The following is a 25,269-nucleotide window of genomic DNA, read 5'->3' as shown; positions in this document are numbered from 1 at the left end:
GAAACGGCCCCTGATTAAATCAGGAGCCGTCGGAACGGAGGATTTCACCTGCCAGACGTTTACCCGTTAACGGGTAATCGCATAAACCTCGCCGTCTTTCGACTGGATCAGCAGCTTATCGCTGGCAACCACCGGCTCAGTCTGGAAGCCTGAGCTATCCAGTTTCTGCTGTGCGACAAAACGACCATCGGTGGTGTTCAGCCAGTGCAGATAACCTTCACTGTCGCCGACCACCAGGTAGCCGTTGTAGAGCACCGGTGACGTCAGGTTGCGATGCAGCAGATCGCTCTGACGCCAGATGGCAACACCGCCATCAGCGTTCAGCGCAATCACACGGTCATCCTGATCGACCAGATAGATACGACCGGCATCGACAATCAGATCTTTCACACCGCCAATTTCGCGTTTCCACAAAATCTGGCCGGAACGCAGATCCAGCGCCGACAGGTTACCGTTGTAAGCGAGTGCATACACTACGCCATTAACGATAACCGGCGTGGTATCGACGTCATTAAGACGGTCGATCTCAGTGGCACCGCTGACCTGAGAAATACGCTGCTGCCAGATCAGCTGTCCCTGGTTCATCACCACGGCACTGACGCGACCGTTGTCGCCACCGACAATGGCGCCGCCAAATGCGACAGCAGGTGCAGATTCACCGCGCAGAGACAACGCTGGCATATCCAGATTGACGCTCCACTTCACCGCACCGCTGCTCTGATCCAGTCCCTGCAGCATGCCGTTACTGGTATGCACCAGTACCAGACCATCGCTGACAACAGGACGAGACAGCGCTTCACCTGCGACGCTGGTCTGCCAGGCCAGGCTGCCATCGCTGCTGTTCAGGGCATAAACTTTGCCGCGCTCGCTGCCGACATAAACCCGATCGCCATCAGCGGTCAGGCCGCCAGATAACAGCGCTGAGCGGTTTTTCGAGAAGAAGCCGGTTTTCTCAGAGAGATCGACTTTCCATTTTTCTTTACCGTCTGCCGCATCCAGCGCTTTGACAATACCAAAACGATCGGCTGCAAAAACAGTGTTGTCCTGCCAGGCCGGATGCAGATTTGAGTAGAAATCACCAACGCCATCGCCTACCGAGGTGTTCCACACTTTCTGTGGCGTGAACTGATTTTCTACCTTCGGCAACGGGGCCATTTTTACTACATCTTCTTCGCCGCTAAACAGCGAACAACCGCTGAGCAAAGTGACTGAAATCAGTCCTGGCAGCAGGTATTTACGTAATTCCATGTGCGCTCTCTTGACTGGCTTAGCTTAAGTTATTCATCTTCATCTGCATCATTTGCTTCAATGCCGGAGAGGCGTCAGATTCGACTCCTTTACTCCAGGCATCGCGCGCGCCCTGCTTGTCACCTTTGGTCAGCAGCGCTTCGCCACGAATATCGGCCACAATGGCTGTCCAGCCATCACCCTTCACACCGTCAAGGGTTTTAAGCGCCGCATCCGCTTGATTCTGTTGCAGTTGAATGCGTGCCAGGCGCAGGTTAATCACCGCCTGCAAATTGGCATCTTTGGTGTCTTTCAGTCCGTTTTGCAGCAGCGTTGCGGCCTTATCAAGCTGACCAGCGTCAACATACTGCTTCGCCAGATCCATCGCAGCCAGCGCACCGTAGGTATTGCTGTTTTCACTGGCAAAACGGCTGACCGCTTCCAGCGTTTCCGGTTTACCCGCCTGCATGGCGCTGGTGAGCTGCTGATACTGCGCGGACACGGATTTCGCCGTATCATCCTGATGACTGCTCCAGTAACGCCAGCCACCCAGCGCAGCAATGCCGATGACTACGCCAATGGCTAACGCTTTGCCATTACTGGCAAAAAAGTTGCGCAGCGCGTCGGTCTGCTCGTTCTCATTGCTATACACTTCCACGCAATCCCTCTCCTTTCTATGGTTGGTGCTGTGTCACGCTTACTGTAACAGCGTGCGCAATACAGCAGCAGCCTCTGCCTGATCCAGCGTTTGCTGCTCGCCACGGCGCAGATCTTTAATCACGACCTGACCGGCTTTAACTTCGTCTTCGCCTAACACCAGGGCAACGCGTGCGCCCCACTTGTCAGCACGGGCAAATTGCTTCTTGAAGTTGCCGCCGCCAAAGTTAGTCATCAGCCTCAGTTCCGGCGCCTCATCACGCAATTTCTCAGCCAGTTGCATCGCAGCAGACTGCACGCCCTGACCTGAAGCGATAACATAGACATCCACATTGCTCGTCGGTTCAAATTCAGGATTAACCGCCTGAACCAGCAGCACCAGACGCTCCATGCCCATGGCGAAACCTACGGCAGGCGTTGCACGGCCACCGAGCTGCTCAACCAGGCCATCATAGCGACCGCCGCCACACACCGTGCCCTGTGAACCCAGGCTATCGGTAACCCACTCAATCACAGTGCGGTTGTAGTAATCCAGACCGCGTACCAGACGCTGATTGACGGTGTAGCTAATGCCAGCGTCATCCAGCAGGGTACACAGGCCGCTGAAATGCTCGCGGGATTCGTCATCCAGATAGTCGCCAAGCTGTGGCGCATCATTCAGCAGTTGCTGAACATCAGGATTTTTGCTGTCAAGAACGCGCATCGGGTTACTGTACATGCGGCGTTTGCAATCCTCGTCCAGCACGTCTTTGTGCTGTTCAAGAAAGGCGACCAGCGCGTCACGATAGTGAGCACGGGCTTCCAGCGAACCGATAGAGTTAAGTTCCAGGCGAACGTGCTCAGAGATACCCAAGGCTTTCCACCAGCGGGCATTCAGCATGATCAGTTCAGCATCGATGTCCGGTCCCTGCAGACCAAAGACTTCCACACCAATCTGATAGAACTGACGATAGCGACCTTTCTGCGGACGTTCGTAGCGGAACATCGGTCCCATGTACCACAGGCGCTGTTCCTGATTGTAGAGTAAACCGTGTTCGATACCGGCGCGCACGCAGCCAGCCGTGCCTTCCGGACGCAGCGTCAGGCTTTCACCGTTGCGGTCATCGAAGGTATACATCTCTTTTTCAACCACGTCGGTGACTTCACCGATGGCGCGTTTAAACAGTGGGGTTTGCTCTACCAGCGGTAAGCGAATTTCGCTGTAACCGTAGCTCGCCAGCGTCTGCTTGAGAACGCCTTCAATCCGTTGCCAGAGGGCAGTATCCGCAGGCAGGTAGTCGTTCATCCCGCGAATTGCCTGAATATTCTTCGCCACGTTAAAATCTCTTAATGCAAAAAAACCTGTCCGGCATCATACCTTATGAGGATGAAACCGCACAGGTTCAGTCAAAAAAGTCACGTACGCAGGCCGCGCACGCCATTATTTTTCCAGATGCTGCACATCAATACGGCGGCTGGCATCCAGCATCGACGCTTTGGCACGAATGCGCGCTTCCAGCTGATCGATCATGTCATTGTTGTCGAGACGATCGCGCTGACGCACACCATCTTCGTAGAAACCACTCTTCTTGCTGCCGCCGGTAACGCCCAGCGTAGAGAGGGTCGCTTCGCCGGGTCCGTTGACTACACAGCCGATAATCGACACATCCATCGGCGTGATCAGATCTTCCAGACGCTGCTCCAGCGCGTTGACCGTGCCGATGACGTCAAACTCCTGACGTGAGCAGGTCGGACAGGCGATGAAATTGATACCACGAGAGCGAATGCGCAGTGACTTCAGGATATCAAAACCGACTTTCACTTCTTCAACCGGATCGGCCGCCAGCGAGATGCGCAACGTATCGCCGATCCCTTCTGACAGCAGCAGCCCCAGGCCAATCGCCGATTTCACCGCGCCCGCACGTGCGCCACCCGCTTCGGTGATGCCGAGATGCAGAGGCTGTTCGATCTGTTTCGCCAGCAGGCGATAAGATTCAACCGCGAGGAAGACGTCAGACGCTTTTACGCTGACTTTGAATTGATCAAAGTTAAGACGGTCGAGATGATCGACGTGTCGCATGGCAGATTCCAGCAGCGCCTGTGGCGTCGGCTCGCCATACTTTTCCTGCAGATCTTTTTCCAGCGAACCGGCGTTCACGCCAATTCGAATCGGAATATTGTTGTCGCGTGCGCAGTCGACCACCATACGGATGCGCTCATTGTTCCCGATATTACCAGGATTGATGCGCAGGCAGTCGACGCCATATTCGGCGACTTTCAGGGCGATGCGGTAGTCAAAATGAATATCTGCAACCAGCGGCACGTTTACCTGCTGTTTGATCAGTCTGAATGCTTCTGCGGCATCCATGGTAGGCACCGAGATACGCACGATGTCGACACCGACGCGCTCAAGGGCTTTGATCTGATTTACCGTCGCTTCCACGTCAGTGGTGCGGGTGTTGGTCATCGACTGTACGGCGATTGGCGCGCCGTCACCGACCGGCACCTTGCCGACGTAAATGCGTTTGGATTTACGGCGGATAATGGGTGCTTCGTTATGCATATTTCTTCTCCACAATTGCCCGGTACGCGATACGCTGTTATTGCGCACCCAACGTCAGGCGAGCAACCTGGTTATTACGGATAAAACGGCTTAAATCAACGGGCTGATTCTGATATTGCACCTGAACCGCGGAAGGCGCGCCAATTTTCAGACGATACGGAGGCGTTCCTGCGAGGCTGAGTTTACCACCACTGCGCTGAATACCGCTGAACAGTTTTTTACCGGTCGCATCACTCACTTCCAGCCAGCAGTCGGCGTTAAAGGTCATGACCACTGCGTTAGGGTCAGCAGCCGGTTCACTGACTGCGGCTGCGCCTACTGGCATCTGAGGTGATGTGCTGTTACCGGACTGGGTAGTTGCAGGGGCAGCCGCCGTGTTTTCCACAGGTGCCTGACTCGGCGATACCACCGCATTGCTGTTGGTGTCCTGCTGTGCGGCAGTCGCGCTATTGCTGGCGCTGGCGGCTGGAGCCGCGCTCGCTGGCGTGCTGGCCACGCTGTTGCTGGTAGTGGTATTGCTTTCGTCCGGCGCGGCAGGTGCCGCGCTGTCACCGCTGGATTCACCCAGCGGAATCGACTGGCCATTATCGCCGCTACTGCTGTTCTGATCGGTCATCGGCACCAGGTCATCCTGCGACGCCTTATGGTTCTGCCACCACCAGGCACCGGTCAGCCCCACTACCACAAACACCACCAGCCAGGTGAAAATCATCAGCCAGCCGTCGCGTTTTTTGCGACGCTTACCCAGTGAGAAACTTTGCATCGGTTCGATTTTTGCAGCCCGAACCGGTGTCTGTTTCGCCATCATTGGCAGCAGTTCCTCTTCAGGAATGTGCACCAGACGCGCGTAAGAACGAATGTAGCCGCGCAGGAACGTAGAGGCTAAATCGGCAGGCGATTTGTCTTCCTCAATGTCACGCACGGTAGAGAGTTTCAGGCACAGGCGCTCAGCGACGTTCTGCTGCGTCAGCCCCATCTGCTCACGGGCCAGACGCAGGCGTTCACCTGTTGAATGTAATGCAGAGTTTTCTTGAGTGGCTTCAGTATTCATTAGCTAAATAACGCTGGTACTGTATCGATTGCGGAAAACGTCGCGCTAACTGGTCGCCATAACGTGAAACGTCAGCGGCATTTCCCTGTAGCGCGGCGAAACGTAAGTGTAACGCCAGACTTCGTGCCGTTTCGGGCAACTGTTGCTGGTAAACGTCGAGCAAAACCTGCACCTTTGCCAGCTGGTTATCTGCCATCAGCTTTTCAGCTTCCGACAGCAGCGAATCCGCTTTGCGTCTGTCGGCCTCAAGGGCCTGGCGTAACGTCCTGCGGGCAGCGGCAACATCGCCCGCCTGCAGATAACAAAACCCTGCCAGCTCACGCGCGTCATTGCGTGCATCAAACTGAGGTGCAGCGCCTGCCCGACTAAACTGTTGATGCGCTTCGTCATACTGCCTTAAAGCGCAGAGAAACGCACCGTAATTGTTAGCAACAAAACCATTATCCGGGGCCTGCTGCTGTGCCAGTATAAACCGTGCCTGCGCCGCTGTCTGATTACCCTGCTGCTGCGCCAGCCGTGCCAGTGCAAGCGAGACCCGGTAGTCCTCGGGCGCGGCGGCCTGTGCACGCAGAAAGTTTCGCTCAGCTGCGGCATAGTCTCCACCGGCCAGATAGTGCATCCCTAACTGCAGACGCACCTCTTCAGCGCCGGGTTCATACGGCTGGCTGACACACCCGCTTACAACAAACAGCGCCAGTAAAACTGCAGGTAATCCGTTACGCATAATCGTTTCCATCCGGTTGACGTTGACAGGCTGCAGCCTGCCACGCGTCATCACTTCAGGAAACGCACTGTGTCACTCTTCTAGAGAGCCTTCACAGATATGGCTTCACCCGCCATTTTTTTACGCAGCGTTCGCTTAGTACGGTCGATCACTTCTCCGGCTAACTGACCACAGGCGGCATCAATATCGTCGCCACGGGTTTTACGCACGATGGTGGTAAAACCATAGTCCATCAGCACCTTGGAGAAACGATCGATGCGGCTGTTTGAGCTACGGCCATACGGCGCGCCCGGGAAGGGGTTCCACGGAATCAGGTTGATTTTACACGGTGTTTCTTTCAGTAATGCGGCAAGCTCATGCGCATCGTCGGTGCTGTCGTTGACGTGATCCAGCAACACGTACTCAATGGTCACACGTCCCTGATTGGCGTTGGATTTACCAATGTAGCGTTTCACCGCCGCCAGGAAGGTTTCGATATTGTACTTTTTGTTGATTGGCACGATGTCATCGCGCAGCTTATCGTTCGGCGCATGCAGGGAAATGGCCAGCGCGACGTCAATCATATCGCCCAGTTTATCCAGCGCAGGAACGACACCCGAAGTAGAGAGGGTCACGCGACGCTTCGACAGACCAAAGCCGAAGTCATCCAGCATGATCTCCATCGCCGGCACCACGTTATTGAGGTTGAGCAGCGGCTCGCCCATGCCCATCATCACCACGTTAGTGATAGGACGCTGGCCGGTGATTTTCGCTGCGCCGACAATTTTCGCCGCACGCCACACCTGACCAATAATTTCTGACACCCGCAGGTTACGGTTAAAGCCCTGCTGTGCGGTCGAACAGAATTTACACTCCAGCGCACACCCCACCTGTGAAGAGACACAGAGCGTAGCGCGGTCGCCTTCCGGGATATAGACCGTTTCCACCAGCTGGTCACCGACACGAATGGCCCATTTGATGGTGCCGTCGGTAGAGCGCATCTCTTCCGCCACTTCTGGCGCGCGGATCTCCGTCAGCTCCATCAGCCGGTTACGCAGCTTTTTGTTGATGTCGGTCATCTGCTCGAAGTCATCGCAGCAGTAGTGATAAATCCACTTCATGACCTGATCGGCGCGGAACGGCTTTTCACCCAGCGACAGGAAGAATTCGCGCATCTGCTGACGGTTGAGATCCAGCAGGTTGATTTTCTGGCTTTTGGGGGAGACGACAATAGGGGACGCGGACGTCACAATCTGTTCGGACATAATATTCTCTGGCCTCGTTGTTACACGTTATGGCGCTGTTCAGGGATAGGTGAAAAAAATTGCGCCTTCATTAAGCGATGTCAATGAAGGCGCAATATTGTACAACATCTGCGGCCTGATAACAGGCGGGAGTGACCTCCCCTACGCAGATTTTTGTAAAGCCGCTGTAACGTTTATCGCCAGGCGATTAACGGGTACGTGGGCAGATTTCGTTTTCGCCGAAGAAATAAGCGATTTCGCGGGCAGCGGATTCAGCAGAATCTGAACCGTGAGTCGCGTTTTCGGTGAAGCTGTCAGCGTAGTCAGCACGCAGTGTGCCAGCCAGTGCGTTTGCCGGGTTAGTGGCACCCATCAGGTCACGGTGACGCTGAACGGCATTTTCACCTTCCAGCACGGAAACAACAACCGGGCCAGAGGTCATGAATTCAACCAGACCATCGAAGAATGGCTTGCCCTGGTGCTCAGCGTAAAAGCCTTCAGCCTGCTCTTTGCTCAGCTGCAGCATTTTTGCGCCAACGATTTTGAAGCCTGCGCTTTCAAAACGGTTGTAGATAGCACCAATCACATTTTTAGCGACGGCGTTTGGCTTGATGATAGAAAAAGTACGTTCGATTGCCATGATGACCTCTGTCTTGACGTTCTGAAGAAACCGGTAGCGTCCGCCCCGGTTAAGAAACGGCGCCGATTATAGGGGCTGAGTCCGGCATTGCCTACCAGAGATCCCTGATTTGTTGAAAATTCTTGATCTGAGTCGAAGCAGAAGCGCAACGGTTATGATTTAGCGCAGAAAAGCGTCAGCCCCGACTAAAAGTGACCGAGACAAGCTGACCCTCTTCATCCATCACCACCAGCTGATACTCGCCCGGATGATCGAGATGCAGCGACATCTCTGCGGCATTTTGCGTTATGAGAGGCTCACCATTCAGGAACCACCAGCGCTGCGCACCCTGCCCGCCCTGCACCGCGACCGGGATCGTCAGCGCACTGTTGCCCGGCAGCGGCTTAACGATTTGCCCCTCAATGATGCCGGTAATGATCAGCGGTGCACTGCTGCTCTGCTGTAACGGTGGACAGTGCGTATCAACAGGTGGCAGACGCTGCGCTCGCCGCTCCTGAGGCGGCAGCCAGGCTTCCAGCGGCAGCGGCCAGACAAGCCGTTCGTGACGAGTGGCGCCGGGACAGTCGGCAGCAACGCGCAGTCCCTGCGCATTCTGCCAGTAACTCAGGCGTAATCCGCTGAGGCTCTCCTGGCCGGGTGCCAGCAGCGTTGGCGGCAGCGTATCCGAAGCAACCCAGCTTTGCCGCCGCTGACGACAGTTTTCGTCTTCGGCGGGCAGCGGCTGACCACCAGGCCAGCAGATGGTCGCGACCGTGACCGAGGCCGGACGCGGATCGCCTGGCACGTCACGCCTGCCGAGGCGGCTCATCAGCACGCTGTTAATCTGATTCATGATCGGCACGGCTGAGGCAAAACCAAACTGGCCGGCAACCGGCGTCGCATCAGGTCGTCCGACCCACACGCCAATCAGGTAACGGGGATTAATGCCTACCGACCAGGCGTCGCGATAGCCGTAACTGGTGCCGGTCTTCCAGGCCAGCGGCACTACGTCGGGCACGTTGCCATTACCGGCAGGCTGCGCTTCGCCGGCCAGGATACGCCGGATGATCCACGCCGACTCCTTTGATAGCAGCGGTCGCTGCTGCAACGGTTGATCGGGCATCCAGCGCAGCTGAGCGGCATTGCCGTGGCGGGCAAAAGCGCTGTAGGCCGCGACAATTTCATCCATGCGCGCCCCGGTGCCGCCGAGAATCAATGAAAGATTGGGTTCAGCGCCAGGCGGAAAACGTAAATTCAGACCCACATTGCGCAGACGCGCCGCGACGTTTTTCGGCCCCAGCGCCTCCAGCAGCTGAACGGCGGGCAGATTCAGGGAGCGCACCAGCGCGTCGCTGGCGCTGACCGGTCCGTGAAAGCCGGTGTCAAAGTTGCCGGGCCGGTAATCACCAAAGCGACGCGGCACATCCTGCAGCAGCGATTCGGCATGAATCAGTCCCTCGTCCAACGCCATGCCGTAGATAAAGGGTTTTAACACCGAACCTGGCGAGCGCACGCTGGCGATCATATCCACATGACCAAAACGGCTGTCATCGGTAAAGTCGGCCGAGCCGGCATAACCGCGAACGGCCATGGTGGTGTGATCCACCACCAGCATCGCCAGCGAGGTGCGCGGCGGCAGCTGGTTTTTAACGTTGAGCGCCAGGCTTTCCAGTTCGCGCTGCAGTGAAGGATCGAGCGTGGAAACAATCTTATCGCTGCGGCTGATCGACAGCAGCCGCCGGGCCAGCAGCGGTGCCATCTGCGGCATCTGTCGCGCCGGCAGCCACACCGGCTCCTGACGAATTTCCGCCACCTGTTCCGCGGACCAGATGTGGTATTCCGCCAGCCGATCCAGCACTTTATTGCGAGCGGCTTCCGCCCGCTCCGGCCAGCGATCGGGCCGCAGACGGCTGGGTGCCTGCGGCAACACGGCAAGCAACGCCGCTTCACCCGGCGTCAGCTGTGACGGGGCTTTGCCCAGCCAGCTCCAGCTTGCCGCGCCCACCCCTTCCAGCGTACCGCCAAAAGGCGCACGATTAAGATAGAGCGTCAGGATGTCTCGTTTGGAAAGATGCCACTCCAGCTGTAGCGCACGCCACGCCTGAATCAGCTTGCCCCGCAACGTGCGGGGTTGCGGGTCGACAAGGCGTGCCACCTGCATGGTCAGGGTGCTGCCGCCGGAAATCACACTCTGATGACGCAAATCCTGCCAGGCCGCGCGCACCAGCGCCAGGGGATTGATGCCGGGGTGATACCAGAACCAGCGATCTTCGTAGGTGAGCAGCGCCTGCAGATAGGCCGGTGCCACCTCTTCTGGTGTAACCGGATAGCGCCAGATGCCCTTGCTGTCAGCGAAGCGCCACAGCGGCGTACCGTCGCTGGCCACAATGACCCGCGCAGGCTGCACCTGTTTAAGCGGCAGCGGGAACAGCCGATCCAGTCCCCACGTCGCCAGCCATAACGCCAGAAAAAAAAGCGGCAGCGCGAGCCACCACTTTTTAAGGGTGCGAGGTTTTAACACGCGTCGCGTCACTTACTGGATATGCAGCTGCGGCGGCGTACTGCCGGTAGCGCGCCACTCTGGCACATACATCGACTCGACCTGCGGCGGCGGCATCAGGAAGCGACCCGGCGTGACCGCCCGCGCCAGATAGACCAGCGTTGCGGGACGATAAGTATCTACCGCCAGTGCCGCGACAAAGCGATCGTCGCGGAACTCAATATGCTTAATGTCAGCCTGCTGCATATCGCCCATACTCTCTTTCAGCGCATCCGCACTGTCGCCAAGACTGGCGCTGCTGTCGGCCAGATTCTGGTTTTCCAGCTCCAGACCGGCAGGCAGCAGATCCACCACCAGCGCATCGCTGATGCTGCGCTTTGACGAAACGGTCAGACGTACCACCAGCAACTCCCCGCTGCGCAGATTACTGAGATCGGCGGCTTTGCCATCCAGGGTAAAGTATTCACGTTTTATCCCGAGCACATTGCTCTCAGGCTGAGGCGCGGCCAGCGGATAACCGGTGACGTCCAGACGACCATACAGCGGCGCACTACCCGGATTACGGATGGCTAAGCCCTGTAACAGGCGGTCAGCCGCCAGCCCTTTATTGAGTGGCGCATCGCCCTGCAGCGGTTCAGGATTGCCCGACAATAGCGCCTGCCAGCTTCCGCCCTGCGCACGTTGCAGAGTGTGAGCTGCCAGATAAAGTGCGTTATTTTCCTGAGTCGAGAACCAGCGTTTGCCATTGACCTCTCTGGACAGTGACAGCAGCAGACTGTTTTGCACATCCGGCTGCAGCTTATTTTCCGCCAGCAACGCAATCATCATCCCCTGATCGCGCACCGTGCTGCCATAGTCGCCATACCACTCTTTATCCGAACGCGTCAGCGTGGCACCCTGCATGATCGCCTGCTGTGCACGCTGTCCGTCACCCATCAGCTTCAGCGCGACGCCAAGCTGCATCAGCGCCAGGCCGGAGCGGGACTTCTCACGTTGCTGATACAAGGCGCGCAGCGCACCCAGCGGGGCACGTTGCTGACGCGCCAGCACCAGCCCGGCGTAAGCCTGTACGCTGAACTGTAGCGCGGCGTTGTTATCACCGCCGCCGCTGATCTGCGAGGGATCCTGCAGATAGCGCAGCAGCCGGGCATTAGCGCGCTCCACCACATTATCCGGCAACGCATAGCCCGCCTCGCTGGCGCGCAGCAGGAAGTCCGTCACGTAAGGCGTCAGCCAGAACTCCTCTTCACTCTGTTTATCCCACAGCCCGAAGCTGCCGTTGGCGCGCTGCATGCCAGCCAGACGAGCAATGCCGGTGTCGACGGCGGCCCGTCGTGCTTCATCGCTGCTGGTTTTAATGCCCATCGCGGTCAGCTCAGCATGGCTGGTGTAAAGCGAAGGCCAGAGTCCGCTGCTGGTCTGTTCCAGACAGCCGTAGGGATAGGCGTAAAGCGCACTGATATAGCTGGCGATATTCAGCGGCGGACGATTGCTCAGCGTCAGCTGGCCGCTCAGGGTTTGTGCATCCAGCCCCGTCAGCGCCGCCGCCGCGATCTCCCAGGTCTGATCGGGATTGATTACGGCATCAAAGTTCAGCGTCTGCGCCGGATAAGGCGGTCTGACACCAATTTTCCACTGCTGTCTGCCAGGCTTCACCTGCTCACCCGGCAGATTCAGACCGGAAATCTGTACGGTAACCTCGCCGTCACCAAAGCCGGTTTTCGCCGTGACCGGAATCTGTAACGTGGTGCGTGCACCTTTAGCCAGCGTCACACTCTGGCTGGCAGCACCGGCCAGATCCACCAGGCCACTGCTGGAGAGATCAACCTTAAGGTTTTGCGGCAGATCGGTCAGGTTAGTGAGATCCAGCGCCAGTGATGCGGTATCGCCGCTGGCAAGGAAACGTGGGGTAGCCAGCTCGCTGATCAGCGGTGCCGCGACCACCAGTTTGCGCTCTGCGGCACCGAAGCTGTCATCGCTCCAGGCCTGCGTCATCAGCCGCAGTTCACCGTTAAAGGCCGGGATCGGCAGCGTAATCGATCCGTTGCCTTCTTTATTCAGCGTCACCGCCTGTAACTGCTGCGCGACGATATTGACGTGCGTCACCGGCTTTTTACCGCCGCGCGTCATCGATTCATCCTCGCCATCACCACCAAAACGCAGCGCCGCCAGCCGGCCGCCGCCTTCGATCAACTGACCGAAAACGTCGTACTGATCGACGTTGTAGCGTTTACGGCCAAAGAAAGCCTGCCATGGATCGGGCGTTTTAAAATCCGTCACGCTGAGTACGCCACTGTCCACGGCTGACAGCAGCACATTCACTTTTTCAGGCAGCGGACCGCCGTCACGACTGGCATGAACGTTGACCGTCAGGAGTTGCTCAGGACGGATTTTATCAGGTGCCGCAAGCGTCAGGTTTAAGCGACGTGCTTCGGTCGCCATCGGCAGGTGTAACAGCCCTACCGCGCGTTTGGGTGTGGCACCACTGACTTTATCGCCATCACGCACCACAATAGCGCTGAAGTAGAGATCGTGACGCTGCCAGCTCTCAGCCACCGGCACATCCACCGTGGTGCCGCCCTTTGGTACGGTCAGCGGCTGCCACCAGAGCGTGCCGCTGCTCGACTCCACCATCAGGTAGCCTTTACCGGCAGCCGGTGATTCGACCTGCAGATGCACGGTGTCACCCGGCTGGTAAGCGGCTTTATCCAGCTTCAGTCTGACCTGATCGGGGCGCAACGCACCCGTCCCGTTGGTGTTGTCCTGCCAGTCATAACCGGCCTGGAACCGCACGCTGCTGACGATCTTCTCGCCCGCCTGCACTTCCAGCCGATAGTGGCCCCACTCGACCGGGAAGCTGACTTTAGTGCTGCCGTCAGCCGGGATTGAGATGGCGCGTTCATCTTCCTGCAGATCTTTGTCGCCATACTGCGACTGCCAGCCTTCGCTGTCAGAGAAGCTCCAGTAGTAATCACGGCGCTCACGGATCAGACGCACGTCCAGCTTGTCTGCCGCCAGTTTCCTGCCCTGACTGTTGGCATAGACAATGTCGAATTCGGCCAGGCTCTCTTCCGGTACGGTAGGCTCATCGTGATAGCGGTCGCTGCGGTAGTCATAAACTGCCTTATTCCCAAATAACGGCCGGATGCCTGGCAGGGCGTCAGCGGGCCAGATAGCCTGGGTAGCGCGACGGGTGACCGGACGTCCGCCGGTCTCCAGCAGGCTGGCCTGCAGGATCAGGTTAAGCGGGGAGTGCAGCTGATCCCACTGATTCTCTACCGTAAGCTGCGCTTTACCGCTGGCATCGAGCTTGAGGTCCACTTCATCCAGCGTGCGCTTTAATCCCTCTTCGGTGATGTCACCAAACTGGTAGCCCGGCAGTGCAGCCACGGCTTCACGCGCCGGTCGCAGATAGAGTTGCCCCTGTAGCGTGTTACCCGCCGCCGGTGCGCCATAGAGGTAGCGTCCTTCAATACCGAACTCAACGCTGGCATCAGCAGGCTGCGGCTGAGGGTCATTTTTCAGGGTTAACGCCATGCGCTCCGGCAGGAAATCCTCAACGTGGAATTTCCACTCACGCTTAAGGTTATCGCCGGTATTAAGCCGCAGCATCCAGTCGCCGGTCATGGCGGACGCGGGCAGTGCCAGTCGCTGCTGGTAGAGTCCCGCTTCCGGCTGCCAGACAAAGGTTCGCATCACCTGGCCGTCAGGCTGCACCAGCTCCGCTTTAATCGGCTGTGTGGGAAGCGGGCGTCCGTCGGCATCGCGCAGCAGCGCATTAACAATGACGATTTCGCCGGGACGGTAGATATCGCGCGGCCCGAAGACAAACAGCTGTTTGTCATAGCCCTGCGGCCCGGCTACCGGAAACTCAGCCAGATCCAGCGCCGGACGCGCCAGGTCGATCATTGAGGTCTGTTCCCCCTGCACGGCCAGCAGGATCTTGCCTTTTTCATCCGCTTTCAGGCGCAGATGACCGGTGCTGTCACTGGTGTCGCTCTGCAGCACCTGCCCTTTCTCATCCAGCAACCTGACGCTGACGCCGGAGAGCGGCTGGCCATTTGCCAGACTCTGGGCGAAGAGTTCGAACTGAGTCGGGAAGCGGTGCAGTGACAGGCCAATATCGCTCAGAGTGAAAAGCGTAGCAGGCTGGCTGTAGTGATAAGTCCCTGCCTGCTTCATGACGGCCAGATAGACGCCCGGCTGCTGAAGTGCCTTGATGTCACTCATCGGCAGCTGCAGTTTTTCACGGGTGTTTCGCGCCGGATTAAGCTCAAAGCGTCCCGTATAGACCAGCTGGCTGCTTTTCAGCAGATCCTGTGACTGCCAGCTGGAAAGGTTATTGCCGTAATTCCACTGCGAGAGAAATTCCGCCAGGCCAGCATTCTTAATGCGGAAGAAATCGACATCTACCTGGTTAACATTCAGCGCCAGTACCGGCAGGCCCTGCGTGATACGCAGCGGCAGCAGTGAACCGCGGCTGGCAAAGCCCACCATCGGCTGGATATCGCTGGACGCAATTTTTTTACTGTAATCGGCGGCGAGCGTCTCACCGCTGGCCGCACGCAGTCCCGCATCCACCGTGACGGTGAAGTGGCGCGACGGTTCGGGATGGCGGAAGCGCAACGTTTTACGGTTAGCGGAAAGCTCCCAGCCGCCATCCACCCGACCCTGTTTATCATCGGTCAGCCTGACTTTCTGCGCGATATCCTGTTTGTCATCCAGCGGCTGACTGAAGGTTAAAACCAGCGCAGCGGCACCGTCGATCTGCAGTTCCGAGAGATCGATAATCGTCAGCGGTTTGCTGACATGTTTGGTTGCGGGTGCCTCTGCTGCCTGGAGAGGCAAAGCAGGTAACAGGGTCGCTGACAGCAGCGAGCCACCGATCAGCATGCTGAGCAGCAGCCGGGTAGTGCGTTTCTTCATGGTAGTTCCTTCACCGGGACGCAGGTAGTGTCGTTTGATTACGCTGCGCAATTTCATATCAATGCTCGCATTTAATCAACGCTTCTCTTGAGATGGTGCGCACATTCCCTGACACTGGTATGACAGATTGCTGAAATGAGGTTGTTATGACGACGCCACTGTTTGTGTCCGCCGACTGGTTACAAGAACACTACAACGATGAGCGACTTCAGGTGCTGGATGCACGTCTGTTGCCACCCGGAATGGAAGCGGTTCGCGATGTCCAGGCTGAATATCTGGCAGGTCATCTACCCGACGCCCCTTACTTTGATATTGAAGCGCTCTCCGATCACACCAGCCCTTATCCGCATATGCTGCCGCGTGCCGAGACCTTTGCCGTCGCGATGCGCGAGCTGGGCGTGAGCAGTGATAAGCATCTGGTGGTCTATGACGAGGGTAACCTCTTTTCCGCGCCACGCGCCTGGTGGATGCTGAAGACCTTTGGTGTGGCGCAGGTGTCGATTCTGGCCGGTGGTTTGCAGGGCTGGAAAGAGGCGGGTTTTGCGCTGGCAACCGGCAACGTGAATCTGCCAGAAGGTGAGTTTGAAGCGCACGCAGATGAAAGCCGGGTGAAACGTCTGACGGACGTGCTGCTGATCAGTCATGAAGGCGGTGCACAGATTGTTGATGCGCGTGCCGCTAATCGCTTTAATGCCGAAGTGGACGAACCGCGTCCCGGCCTGCATCGCGGACATATTCCCAACAGCCTGAATGTGCCGTGGAATACGCTGGTTGAGCAGGGAAAACTCAAGCCGGAAGCGGAACTGCGCAGGCTGTTTGCTAACGCAGGCGTCGATATCACCCAGCCGGTGGTCGCCAGCTGTGGCTCTGGCGTAACGGCGGTCGTATTGATTCTGGCGCTGACGGCGCTGGGCGCTCGGGATGCCACGCTGTATGACGGGTCCTGGGGCGAATGGGGCAGTCGCGACGACTTACCGATAGCGAAATAAAAATCAGGCGGCTGATAAGCCGCCTGTTTTTTTAAGTGAATCAGATAATCCGCTCACTGCCCTTGAAGTCACGCAGGAAACTGCCCCAGCGACGCTCATAAAATGGCGTGATGTGGGCGGTAAAGAAGTGGCTGATGCCACGGTCCTGCAGCGTGACTTCACAGATATCAATCGGTGCATCGTCTGGCAGCGTGTCTGTTGCCACACTGCCCGCCGCCTGAATAATCGCCTCAATGTTGCTGTCCGCTTCAATACCAATCAGCAGATTGGGCGCTTCGTCTGCCCGCTCACGAATGCTGGCGATAAACGCCCGGCGCACCTGTTTATGCTTACTGAACAGCTGCGTCAGCGAATCGATCATCTGCGCAGGCGGCTCGGCCACTTCAGACAACAGCAGGGACTGTCCGCCTTCCAGCACGGTTTGCTGACTTAGCGCACTGCCCTCTTCTGCCAGCAGATGAGTGATTTCGGCTGCAGTAAACTCTTTACCGGAAGGCAGTTTGGGATTGAGAAACAGCGTCTCGCCACGTGTAATCTCAAACAGCGTCCGGACCGGCAGACGCAGCCAGGACTGCTCACCGCTCACCGCTTCACTCATCGCCTCTTCAGACGTGAAAAAAGGAATGATGCTGCTGCCATCCTCTTTTTCCCAGTGCTGCAGATCAACGGGCGTGCTGGCATCAAGCTGTTGCGTGGTGCTTTCGCCTGGAACAAAGACATCAGACTCCAGCAGCAGTTGAAAAAATTCGGGCCGATGGGCAGGCTCGGTGGCTGCCAGCTTCAGCACCTCTTCAAGACGGTTCATAGTTTCCCTCTGAACAGCGGCGGCATCCGCCACCGCTGAGCCCTTCTTATTTCAGTAACAGATTAGCGATGGTTCGCACGCCAAGACCTGTTGCACCCGCCGCCCATTGATCAACTGCCCCTTTACGATAGGTGGCGGAACAGTCGATGTGCAGCCAGCCCTGCTGATAGTTGCTCACGAAGTGGGACAGGAACGCTGCCGCACTGCTGGCGCCTGCCGCATGAGACGGGCTGGCGATGTTATTGAGATCGGCGAAGTTAGACGGCAGATGGCTGCGATGGAATTCAGCCAGCGGCAGGCGCCAGAAAGGCTCGTTCTCACTTACCGCGCTGCCCATCAGCGACTGCGCCATCACATCATCAAAGGTAAACAGCGCATGATAGTCGTTGCCCAGCGCCGTTTTAGCCGCGCCGGTCAGCGTGGCAGCATCGATGATCAGCGTCGGGTTCTGCTCGCTGGCGTCGATTAAACCGTCGGCCAGGACAAGGCGACCTTCCGCATCGGTGTTCATGACTTCCACCGATTTGCCGTTGCGATAGCGAATGATGTCGCCGAGCTTGAAGGCGTTGCTGCTGACCATGTTATCGGCACAGCAGAGGTAGAGTTTGACGCGCTTGTTCAGGCCACGCGAAATCGCCATAGCCAGTGCGCCGGTAACGGTCGCCGCACCGCCCATGTCAGACTTCATCGAGTCCATGAAGCTGCTCTGCTTCAGGCTGTAGCCGCCGGTATCAAAGGTGATGCCTTTACCGACCAGACAGGCGTAGACCGGTGCATTCTCATCGCCGGTTGGGTTGTAGTCGAGCGCCAGGTAAACCGGCGGGCGATTTGAACCGCGTCCTACGGTGTGCAGGCCCATATAGCCCTGAACGCGCAGGTCGTCGCCTTTGGTAATGCGATAGCTCACGGCGCTGCCGCCCACTTCACTGATCAGATCGACGGCAGTATGCGCCAGCTGTTCCGGCCCCAGATCTTCTGCAGGCAGGTTAATGACGTTGCGGACCCAGTCGATGATTTTCAGACGGCGATCAAACTCCGCCTGCTCATGTTCGCCCAGCGCTGGCCACTCAACCTGACGCTGGCCTTTCGGGCCACAGAAGCCCTGCCAGAATGCCCAGCACTGCTCCAGGTGCCAGCCTTCGCCGGTCAGCGCCACGTGGCGGATGCCCTGGCTGTCGATTTTGTGCGCCGCACGCTGAATGGTATTCAGCGCATCCGCGCCGGTCAGATGCAGCGTCATGCCGCTGTCGTTGCTGCTCAGAATCGCTTTTTCGCCCCAGCGCGCATCAGCGGGCTGGCTGCTAAGCGTAATGTTCATGGATTGTGTGGTCATCGAAAAGCTCCGTAATCGTTATCTGTTTCATCCAGCCTGATTGTTATGACGGCTTTAATAAGATGTTAAATGTGTTTCGCAGAGACCTGATAACAGATTCCGCCGGACGTTGCCAGCGAAGCGCCCATATTGGCGCAGTTTCCGGACTATGACCGGGTATCAGGATTTCATTAAGGCCCGCAGCCGGGCTACCGACTTCTGCACCAGGGCGATGGCGTAGTCGATCTCTTCTTCGGTCGTGAAGCGTCCCAGCGAGAAGCGCAGCGAACTGTGCGCCAGCTCCTCACTTACGCCCAGCGCGCGTAAAACATAGGAAGGCTCCAGGCTGGCAGAGGTACAGGCCGAGCCGGAAGAGAGGGCCAGATCTTTCAGCGCCATAATCAGGGATTCACCCTCAACGTCAGCGAAACTGATGTTAAGAATGTTCGGCGCACACTGATGCGGATCGCCATTGAGGATAACGTCCGGCAGCGTGCTGATGCCCTGCCACAGACGATCGCGCAGCGCCTGCAGACGCGCCATCTCCGTTTCGCGCTCTTCTGCCGCGATACGATAGGCCTCGCCCATACCGACAATCTGATGCACCGGCAGGGTGCCGGAGCGCATTCCGCGTTCATGCCCGCCGCCGTGGATTTGCGCAGCAATCTGCACGCGCGGTTTACGCCGCACATAGAGCGCACCGATGCCTTTCGGACCATAGAGTTTGTGGGCTGAAAAGGACATCAAATCGACCGGTAACTGGCTGAGGTCGATGGGCAACTTACCGACGCTCTGGGTCGCATCCACATGAAGCAGAATCTCACGCTCGCGGCAGAGTTCGCCAAAGGCAGCGATATCCTGAACCACACCGGTTTCATTATTGACGTGCATGAGAGTAACCAGAATGGTGTCATCGCGCAGCGCCGCACGCAGCTGTTCAGGCGAGACAATGCCGTTAGCTGCCGGCGTCAGATACGTGACATCAAAACCTTCGCGCTCCAGCTGCTGACAGCTGTCGAGCACCGCTTTGTGTTCCGTCTGGCTGGTGATGATATGTTTGCCGCGCGCCTGATGGGCGTGGGCTGCGCCTTTAATCGCGAGGTTATCGGATTCGGTGGCGCCAGAGGTAAAGACGATTTCGCGCGGATCGGCGTTGACCAGTTCGGCAATCTGATTGCGGGCAACATCGACCGCTTCTTCAGACTGCCAGCCAAAACGGTGCGATCGCGAAGCCGGATTACCGAACGTGCCATCCAGCGTCAGAAACTGCATCATTTTGCTGGCTACACGCGGATCGGCCGGCGTGGTGGCGGCATAATCCAGGTAAATCGGTAATTTCATTGCGCTACAGCTCCGTATAGAAAATCATACGTCTTTATAGCAGATTCGGCCCTGACCGCGTTAGCAGTAAGGGCCGCAACAGCGGGGATTACGAGGCGCGCTGGTTGACGTTAATTTCCTGCGAACGCGGGCTCTGGAAGCGACGATTATCGATCGCATTCTGACGATCGGCCACATCCAGAATCTCCTGATTATTCACCAGCTCAGCCAGCGTAATATTGTTCAGGAAGTCACTGATACGCACGCTCAGATCGCGCCACAGCACGTGAGTCAGACAACGCTCACCGCCCTGGCAGCCTTCTTTACCCTGGCATTTGGTGGCATCAACTGACTCATCAACCGCAGTGATCACTTCGCCGACAGAGATGGTGTCTGACGCTTTACCCAGCAGATAACCGCCACCCGGGCCACGAACGCTGGAAACCAGGTCGTTTTTACGCAGTCGGGAGAATAACTGCTCCAGATAGGAGAGCGAGATGCCCTGACGTTCTGAAATATCAGCCAGCGGGACCGGACCTTCATGGGAGTGAAGGGCAACGTCCAGCATTGCAGTAACGGCATAACGTCCTTTGGATGTCAGTCTCATAGCGTACGACCTCAATAGCGTCCGGTTATCGGAGGATTAGCAACAGATGCCATGAAGTCTGACATTCCCGAGTAAATTGGTCAACTATTTAACCTGGTAAATTAGTCAGGTATTTAACCAGGTAATTTACTCAACTATTATCTGGTTCTTTTTTCTCGTTTTTTCGCTTTTCAAACGACGAAAGCATACCGCGCAGGATGTTCAGTTCATCACGTTCCGGACGGGCACGGGTATAAAGACGACGCAGTTTGCTCATCACCTGGCCTGGATTGGCTTCACGGATAAAGCCGCTGTTCAGCATCATCTGTTCCATATGCTGATAGAAGCGCTCAAGGTCATCCACCAGCGGATAAGGCGATTCTTCAAACTTTGGCGGCGGGCTGGCCTGCTCCTGCGACTGTAACCATGCCATGCGCACTTCATAGGCGATAATCTGTACTGCCATCGCCAGGTTCAGCGAGCTGTACTCCGGGTTAGCCTGAATCGCGACGTGATAATGACACTTCTGCAACTCTTCGTTGGTCAGGCCAACGCGTTCACGACCAAACACCAGCGCGACCGGTGCCTGCTGGCCCTCTTCCACACTTTTTACGCCGCATTCACGTGCATCCAGCATCGGCCAGGGCAGCGAACGTGAACGTGCACTGGTCCCGACCACCAGACTGCATCCGGCGATTGCTTCATCCAGTGAATCGACGATTTTTGCGTCGCCGATAACGTCACTGGCACCGGCGGCCAGGGAGATCGCCTGTGAGTCGGGTTTGACCAGCGGATTAACCAGATAGAGGTTGGTTAAGCCCATGGTTTTCATGGCGCGCGCAACGGAGCCCATGTTACCGGTGTGAGAAGTTTCGACCAGCACGATACGAATATTTTGCAACATGATTAGGGATACTCAGAAACGGGTCAGTAAAATCAGTGGAGAGAATCGTAACATAAAGCAGGACATTTACCGAACACGCTGCTATACTCCGCGCCGTTTTCCCCGTTCTTTAACATCCAGCGAGAGATACCGATGCATCCAATGCTCAACATTGCCGTGCGCGCAGCGCGCAAGGCCGGAAATTTAATTGCCAAATATTATGAAACCCCGGACGCCGTCGAAGCCAGCCAGAAAGGCAGCAACGACTTCGTAACCAATGTTGACCGCGAAGCAGAACGCCTGATTATCGAAATTATTCGTAAATCTTACCCGAAACATACCATCATCACTGAAGAAAGCGGTGAACTGGCGGGCGAAGATCAGGATGTTCAATGGGTTATCGATCCGCTGGATGGCACCTCCAACTTCATCAAACGTCTGCCCCACTTTGCTGTTTCAATCGCGGTGCGCATCAAAGGCCGCACTGAAGTCGCCGTCGTTTACGATCCAATGCGCAATGAACTGTTCACCTCTTCACGTGGCCAGGGCGCTCAGTTGAATGGCTATCGCCTGCGTGGCAGCATTGCGCGCGATCTGGATGGCACCGTTCTGGCAACGGGCTTCCCGTTCAAAATGAAGCAGCACGCGCCTGCTTACATGAACATCCTGACCAAACTCTTCACTCAGTGCGCTGACTTCCGTCGCACCGGTTCTGCTGCGCTGGATCTGGCCTATGTGGCTGCGGGTCGCGTAGATGGCTACTTTGAGATTGGCCTGAAGCCGTGGGATTTTGCGGCGGGTGAACTGCTGGTTCGTGAAGCGGGCGGCCTGGTCACTGACTTCACCGGTAACCACGGCTATCTGCTGTCAGGTAACCTGGTCGCGGGTAACCCGCGTGTGGTGAAAGCGATGCTGTCGAACATGCGTGATGAGCTGAGCGAAGCGTTAAAACGCTAAGTCTCAGTACAGAAAAAGGCGGCTTATCAGCCGCCTTTTTTATTGCCTGCTAATCAGTGATGATTAACGACGTTCGTGTGCCAGCACCTGACGGGGCTGAGTACGACGACCCACCATACCCATGACACCAGCCAGTACGGCTTCGATGATCAGCAGAATCAGGGCATACCAGCTCGCTTTAGCGGTCGCAGCAGCGGCTTTTTCACCCGCTTCACGTGCTTTCTGCTCAGCCTGCTGTTTCAGTTCATTATACTTCTGAACGGCCTGCTGATAGCTCTGCTCGGTTTTCGCAACGATCTGATCCACTTCCTCATCGCTTTTACCGGTGCGCGCTTTGATGATATTTTTCAGTGCGTCACGATCGGCTGCCTGCAGGGTATCTGAATGACGATCCATCACACCTTTTACCCAGTTGGTCAGATCGGTATCGGCTGTCTGCGGATGGTTCGCGGTGTTGTTAGCCTGGTTTTCCGCATTCTGCGCTTCTTTATTTGCGTCCTGCTTCAGATTCTCTGGCTGTAATTCCGGCTTACCGGTCTGGCGTAATGTGGTTTCAAGTTCGTTCTGCAGGTTGTCTAAATTAATATTATTTTCCTGCAGCTTTTCTTTTGCCATTTGCGTGACCGAAGGCGCAGCGGCGGAAATACCACTGCCCAGCGCCTGGAAGCCTGAACCCACAATATTCATCGCGCCACCTAATACGCTGGTTGCCAGCGCAATTGCCAGATAAATAGTGAAAATTGTGCTAAGGCCAAACATCAGTAAACCGTGCAGTGCGCCTTCACGCTGTGCCAGTCGACCGGCAACATAACTACCCGCCGCCATCGCGACCAGCATTTCAATGGCCGTCCAGACCAGCGCGCCTGTGCCAAGGCCGTCCAGCGGATTCTGTTCTTTCATCGGATCAATGGTGGTAGCACCAATGGCGGTTCCCAGCAGCGTCAGAATGATATGAACGATTAATGCACAAATAACACCGGCAAACACCGCGCTCCAGGAAATACGTTTTAACGGTAATCCTGCCGGCCCGGTCGCCAGCGTTTCGGTGTAGCCATTATTAATACGGGTATCGGCCATGAAATATACTCCTCGCAATAAACAGAAAACGGCTCTGATCTTTTATCATCCCGACGGCGGAATGCCGTTTTGGTATTAACAGCGTAGACAGGGAATAGTCATTTCTCCACTAAACTGCCCTGAGAAAAAAATAAAGAGATGAATTAAGAGATAATTAGCGAGGTAAGGATAACCGCGGGAATTTTATTCCCGCTGCGTTTATAATCAGAAAGGTCGAATTCCGCCGCCTGCCGTCAGCTGTGCTGACTGCCATAATGCGATGCCCGCCACAATTAAAATCAGGCTACCGGTTAAGGCCAGCGTTGGCAACAATAGTCGCGAGATGCCTGAGACTGCACCAGGCTGTGCCAGCCGTTGCGCCACCGAGCGCGCCTGCTGCACCAGCAGGCCAATCGCCGAAATGGTCAGCGCCGTGCCGACCGCCATCACGGCAGCAGAGAGAATGCCCCAGCCATAAACGCCAATCACTTTGGCAAACAGCAGCATCATAATCGCGCCGGAGCAGGGACGTAATCCCATCGACACCACCACCAGCAGCTGGGTTTTCCAGCTAACGTTGCCGCTCATCTGCTGCGGGGTTGGCAGATGCGCATGCCCGCAGCCGCAATGCTCATCATGCTGATGGTGGGGCCGGAAGGCACGAAATACCGGAGCTGGACGCAATGCCCGCCACAGTGAACGCAGCGCCCGATACCCGATCATCACGCCCAGCCCAATCACCAGCAGATAACTGCCCTTCTCCAGCCAGAAACTGCTGAGATGCAGCTGGCGCGACGAGGTTTTCAGCACCACCAGCATCACCGTCACCAGCCCAATCGCCACCGAACCCTGCAACAGCGAGGCGAGTAGCGTCAGCCTGATACTGGTTTTCACTTTTGCAGGATGAGTTGCCAGAAAGGTCGCGATCACCACTTTGCCGTGGCCCGGACCCAGCGCGTGCAGCACGCCATAGAGCAGGCTGAATATCACCAGCGAGAGGCCCGCCTTGTTGGGCTGCTCCGCCACCTGTTGTAACAGCTGGGTCATCTGGCGGTGCAGATCTTTCTGCCACAACACGCTCTGCAGCAGAATCTGCGACCAGTAAAGCCAGACCAGCAATGCGCCGCCGATGAAGAGTCCCGCCAGTAACCACAGCGGCCAGAGCCGGGAAGCCCGCAGGGGTGCGGAGATTACTGGCATGTCAGTACCACCGTTTGTGCGAACTGGCGACCTAAATCCATCTCCTCCGCAGGCGCATCGGCTTTATCCAGCGACAGCGCATACTGCTTCAGAGAGTCATTGGGTTTTGGCGTATTGAGCGCAAATTTACAGCGGGTCTGCAACGCCGGCGGCAGCGTTAACGCGCCGGGATTGTCATAGAACATATCGACGAAGTAAGTGGGATCGAAGGTCAGGATCTCAAAGCGCTGCCCGGCTAGCGTCGGGGGCTCCGCCAGCGGCAGAACAAATTCCAGCACCGCTTTGTGACCACTACGCGACAGATTATATTCCGTTGGCAGATTCAAAAACTTTACCCGCTGTTGGTTGTGCCAGATTTCAGAAAAGTAGTGCTGGCCCAGTACGTTCGCCATCACGCCCGCCGCCAGCTTTTTCCACACCACGCTGCCTGGCTTCGCCTCACCCGCGTCATACAGCAGGTCGGCGGAGGTGATCTCATCCATGGTCCAGGTCATCTTTAATCCGGTAAAGGTGTCACCCTGCACCACCAGCTCGGTTTTCATGTCGATGAAGCTGTGAGGATGGGCCAGCAGAGCCGGACTTAATACCATCAGTAAGGCAAAGAGTGCGCGTTTCATAATGTTATAAAGTAACGTTCCTGATGAAAAGAATCTATAAGTAACAAAATTTTGTGACCCGCCTTAAACCTCCGG

20 protein-coding genes are annotated in these 25,269 nt (G+C 56.8%); 2 read left to right on the top strand and 18 right to left on the bottom strand.

What is annotated here, in order from left to right; genetic code table 11:
• Positions 1–66: 66 nt before the first annotated feature.
• From bamB to IV493_RS04020, 10 genes are all read right to left on the bottom strand, one after another.
• Positions 67–1,248 carry an outer membrane protein assembly factor BamB gene (gene bamB / locus IV493_RS04065; protein ID WP_013358724.1) on the bottom strand — a complete coding sequence of 394 codons (1,182 nt, stop codon included), beginning with the start codon at positions 1,246–1,248 and terminating at the stop codon, positions 67–69.
• 19 nt (positions 1,249–1,267) lie between these two features.
• Positions 1,268–1,885, bottom strand: a complete 618-nt coding sequence (locus tag IV493_RS04060; protein ID WP_013358725.1) for a YfgM family protein — start codon at positions 1,883–1,885, stop codon at positions 1,268–1,270.
• 39 nt (positions 1,886–1,924) lie between these two features.
• Positions 1,925–3,199 (bottom strand): histidine--tRNA ligase, encoded by a 1,275-nt coding sequence (hisS, locus tag IV493_RS04055; protein ID WP_195857770.1) that lies wholly within the window; start codon positions 3,197–3,199, stop codon positions 1,925–1,927.
• Between the two features lie 105 nt (positions 3,200–3,304).
• A complete protein-coding gene (gene ispG / locus IV493_RS04050; RefSeq protein ID WP_003848692.1) occupies positions 3,305–4,426 on the bottom strand; it encodes a flavodoxin-dependent (E)-4-hydroxy-3-methylbut-2-enyl-diphosphate synthase in 1,122 nt (373 codons plus the stop codon).
• A gap of 37 nt (positions 4,427–4,463) precedes the next feature.
• Positions 4,464–5,477: a cytoskeleton protein RodZ gene (gene rodZ / locus IV493_RS04045; RefSeq protein ID WP_195857769.1), complete on the bottom strand. Its 1,014-nt coding sequence runs from the start codon at positions 5,475–5,477 to the stop codon at positions 4,464–4,466.
• Entirely contained in the window at positions 5,467–6,201 is a 735-nt protein-coding gene (gene pilW, locus IV493_RS04040; RefSeq protein ID WP_147789526.1) for a type IV pilus biogenesis/stability protein PilW, read from the bottom strand. The genes rodZ and pilW overlap by 11 nt, the downstream gene beginning before the upstream one ends.
• Positions 6,202–6,281: 80 nt before the next feature.
• Positions 6,282–7,445, bottom strand: a complete 1,164-nt coding sequence (locus tag IV493_RS04035) for a bifunctional tRNA (adenosine(37)-C2)-methyltransferase TrmG/ribosomal RNA large subunit methyltransferase RlmN (RefSeq protein WP_195857768.1) — start codon at positions 7,443–7,445, stop codon at positions 6,282–6,284.
• 187 nt (positions 7,446–7,632) lie between these two features.
• Entirely contained in the window at positions 7,633–8,064 is a 432-nt protein-coding gene (gene ndk / locus IV493_RS04030; protein WP_003848684.1) for a nucleoside-diphosphate kinase, read from the bottom strand.
• Between the two features lie 175 nt (positions 8,065–8,239).
• Positions 8,240–10,564 carry a peptidoglycan glycosyltransferase PbpC gene (pbpC, locus tag IV493_RS04025; RefSeq protein ID WP_195857767.1) on the bottom strand — a complete coding sequence of 775 codons (2,325 nt, stop codon included), beginning with the start codon at positions 10,562–10,564 and terminating at the stop codon, positions 8,240–8,242.
• A 12-nt stretch (positions 10,565–10,576) separates the two neighbouring features.
• Positions 10,577–15,469 (bottom strand): alpha-2-macroglobulin, encoded by a 4,893-nt coding sequence (locus IV493_RS04020; protein ID WP_195857766.1) that lies wholly within the window; start codon positions 15,467–15,469, stop codon positions 10,577–10,579.
• Between the two features lie 146 nt (positions 15,470–15,615).
• On the opposite strand from IV493_RS04020, the gene sseA reads away from it, so the two are divergent.
• Positions 15,616–16,458 (top strand): 3-mercaptopyruvate sulfurtransferase, encoded by an 843-nt coding sequence (gene sseA / locus IV493_RS04015; RefSeq protein ID WP_095706795.1) that lies wholly within the window; start codon positions 15,616–15,618, stop codon positions 16,456–16,458.
• Positions 16,459–16,498: 40 nt separating this feature from the next.
• Here sseA and sseB read toward each other — a convergent pair whose 3' ends face one another.
• The 5 genes from sseB to trmJ all read right to left on the bottom strand — a co-directional run bounded on the left by sseB (position 16,499) and on the right by trmJ (position 21,385).
• Positions 16,499–17,263 (bottom strand): enhanced serine sensitivity protein SseB, encoded by a 765-nt coding sequence (gene sseB, locus IV493_RS04010; protein ID WP_033733530.1) that lies wholly within the window; start codon positions 17,261–17,263, stop codon positions 16,499–16,501.
• 46 nt (positions 17,264–17,309) lie between these two features.
• The gene (gene pepB, locus IV493_RS04005; protein WP_195857765.1) at positions 17,310–18,596 is read right to left on the bottom strand and encodes an aminopeptidase PepB; all 1,287 of its coding nucleotides are present in this window, start codon (positions 18,594–18,596) and stop codon (positions 17,310–17,312) included.
• Between the two features lie 159 nt (positions 18,597–18,755).
• On the bottom strand, positions 18,756–19,916 hold the full coding sequence (locus IV493_RS04000) for an IscS subfamily cysteine desulfurase (protein ID WP_195857764.1): 1,161 nt from the start codon (positions 19,914–19,916) through the stop codon (positions 18,756–18,758).
• An 88-nt stretch (positions 19,917–20,004) separates the two neighbouring features.
• Positions 20,005–20,502 carry a Fe-S cluster assembly transcriptional regulator IscR gene (gene iscR, locus IV493_RS03995; protein WP_013358736.1) on the bottom strand — a complete coding sequence of 166 codons (498 nt, stop codon included), beginning with the start codon at positions 20,500–20,502 and terminating at the stop codon, positions 20,005–20,007.
• A gap of 130 nt (positions 20,503–20,632) precedes the next feature.
• A complete protein-coding gene (gene trmJ, locus IV493_RS03990) occupies positions 20,633–21,385 on the bottom strand; it encodes a tRNA (cytosine(32)/uridine(32)-2'-O)-methyltransferase TrmJ (protein ID WP_013358737.1) in 753 nt (250 codons plus the stop codon).
• A 132-nt stretch (positions 21,386–21,517) separates the two neighbouring features.
• Between trmJ and suhB the strand changes: the two genes are divergently transcribed.
• Positions 21,518–22,321 carry an inositol-1-monophosphatase gene (suhB, locus tag IV493_RS03985; RefSeq protein ID WP_013358738.1) on the top strand — a complete coding sequence of 268 codons (804 nt, stop codon included), beginning with the start codon at positions 21,518–21,520 and terminating at the stop codon, positions 22,319–22,321.
• Positions 22,322–22,384: 63 nt separating this feature from the next.
• On the opposite strand, the gene IV493_RS03980 is transcribed toward suhB, so the two are convergent.
• The 3 genes from IV493_RS03980 to IV493_RS03970 form a co-directional block, all read right to left on the bottom strand.
• Positions 22,385–23,398: a TIGR04086 family membrane protein gene (locus tag IV493_RS03980; protein ID WP_013358739.1), complete on the bottom strand. Its 1,014-nt coding sequence runs from the start codon at positions 23,396–23,398 to the stop codon at positions 22,385–22,387.
• Between the two features lie 204 nt (positions 23,399–23,602).
• Positions 23,603–24,577, bottom strand: coding sequence for a nickel/cobalt transporter (locus tag IV493_RS03975; RefSeq protein ID WP_095706790.1), 975 nt, complete (start codon positions 24,575–24,577; stop codon positions 23,603–23,605).
• Entirely contained in the window at positions 24,568–25,194 is a 627-nt protein-coding gene (locus IV493_RS03970; RefSeq protein ID WP_013358741.1) for a DUF1007 family protein, read from the bottom strand. The genes IV493_RS03975 and IV493_RS03970 overlap by 10 nt, the downstream gene beginning before the upstream one ends.
• Positions 25,195–25,269 lie beyond the last annotated feature (75 nt).

Origin of the sequence: Pantoea sp. SM3640 (assembly GCF_015654165.1) — a bacterium.
GTDB lineage: Bacteria > Pseudomonadota > Gammaproteobacteria > Enterobacterales > Enterobacteriaceae > Pantoea > Pantoea vagans.
This window is presented reverse-complemented; position numbering and strand designations above follow the sequence as displayed.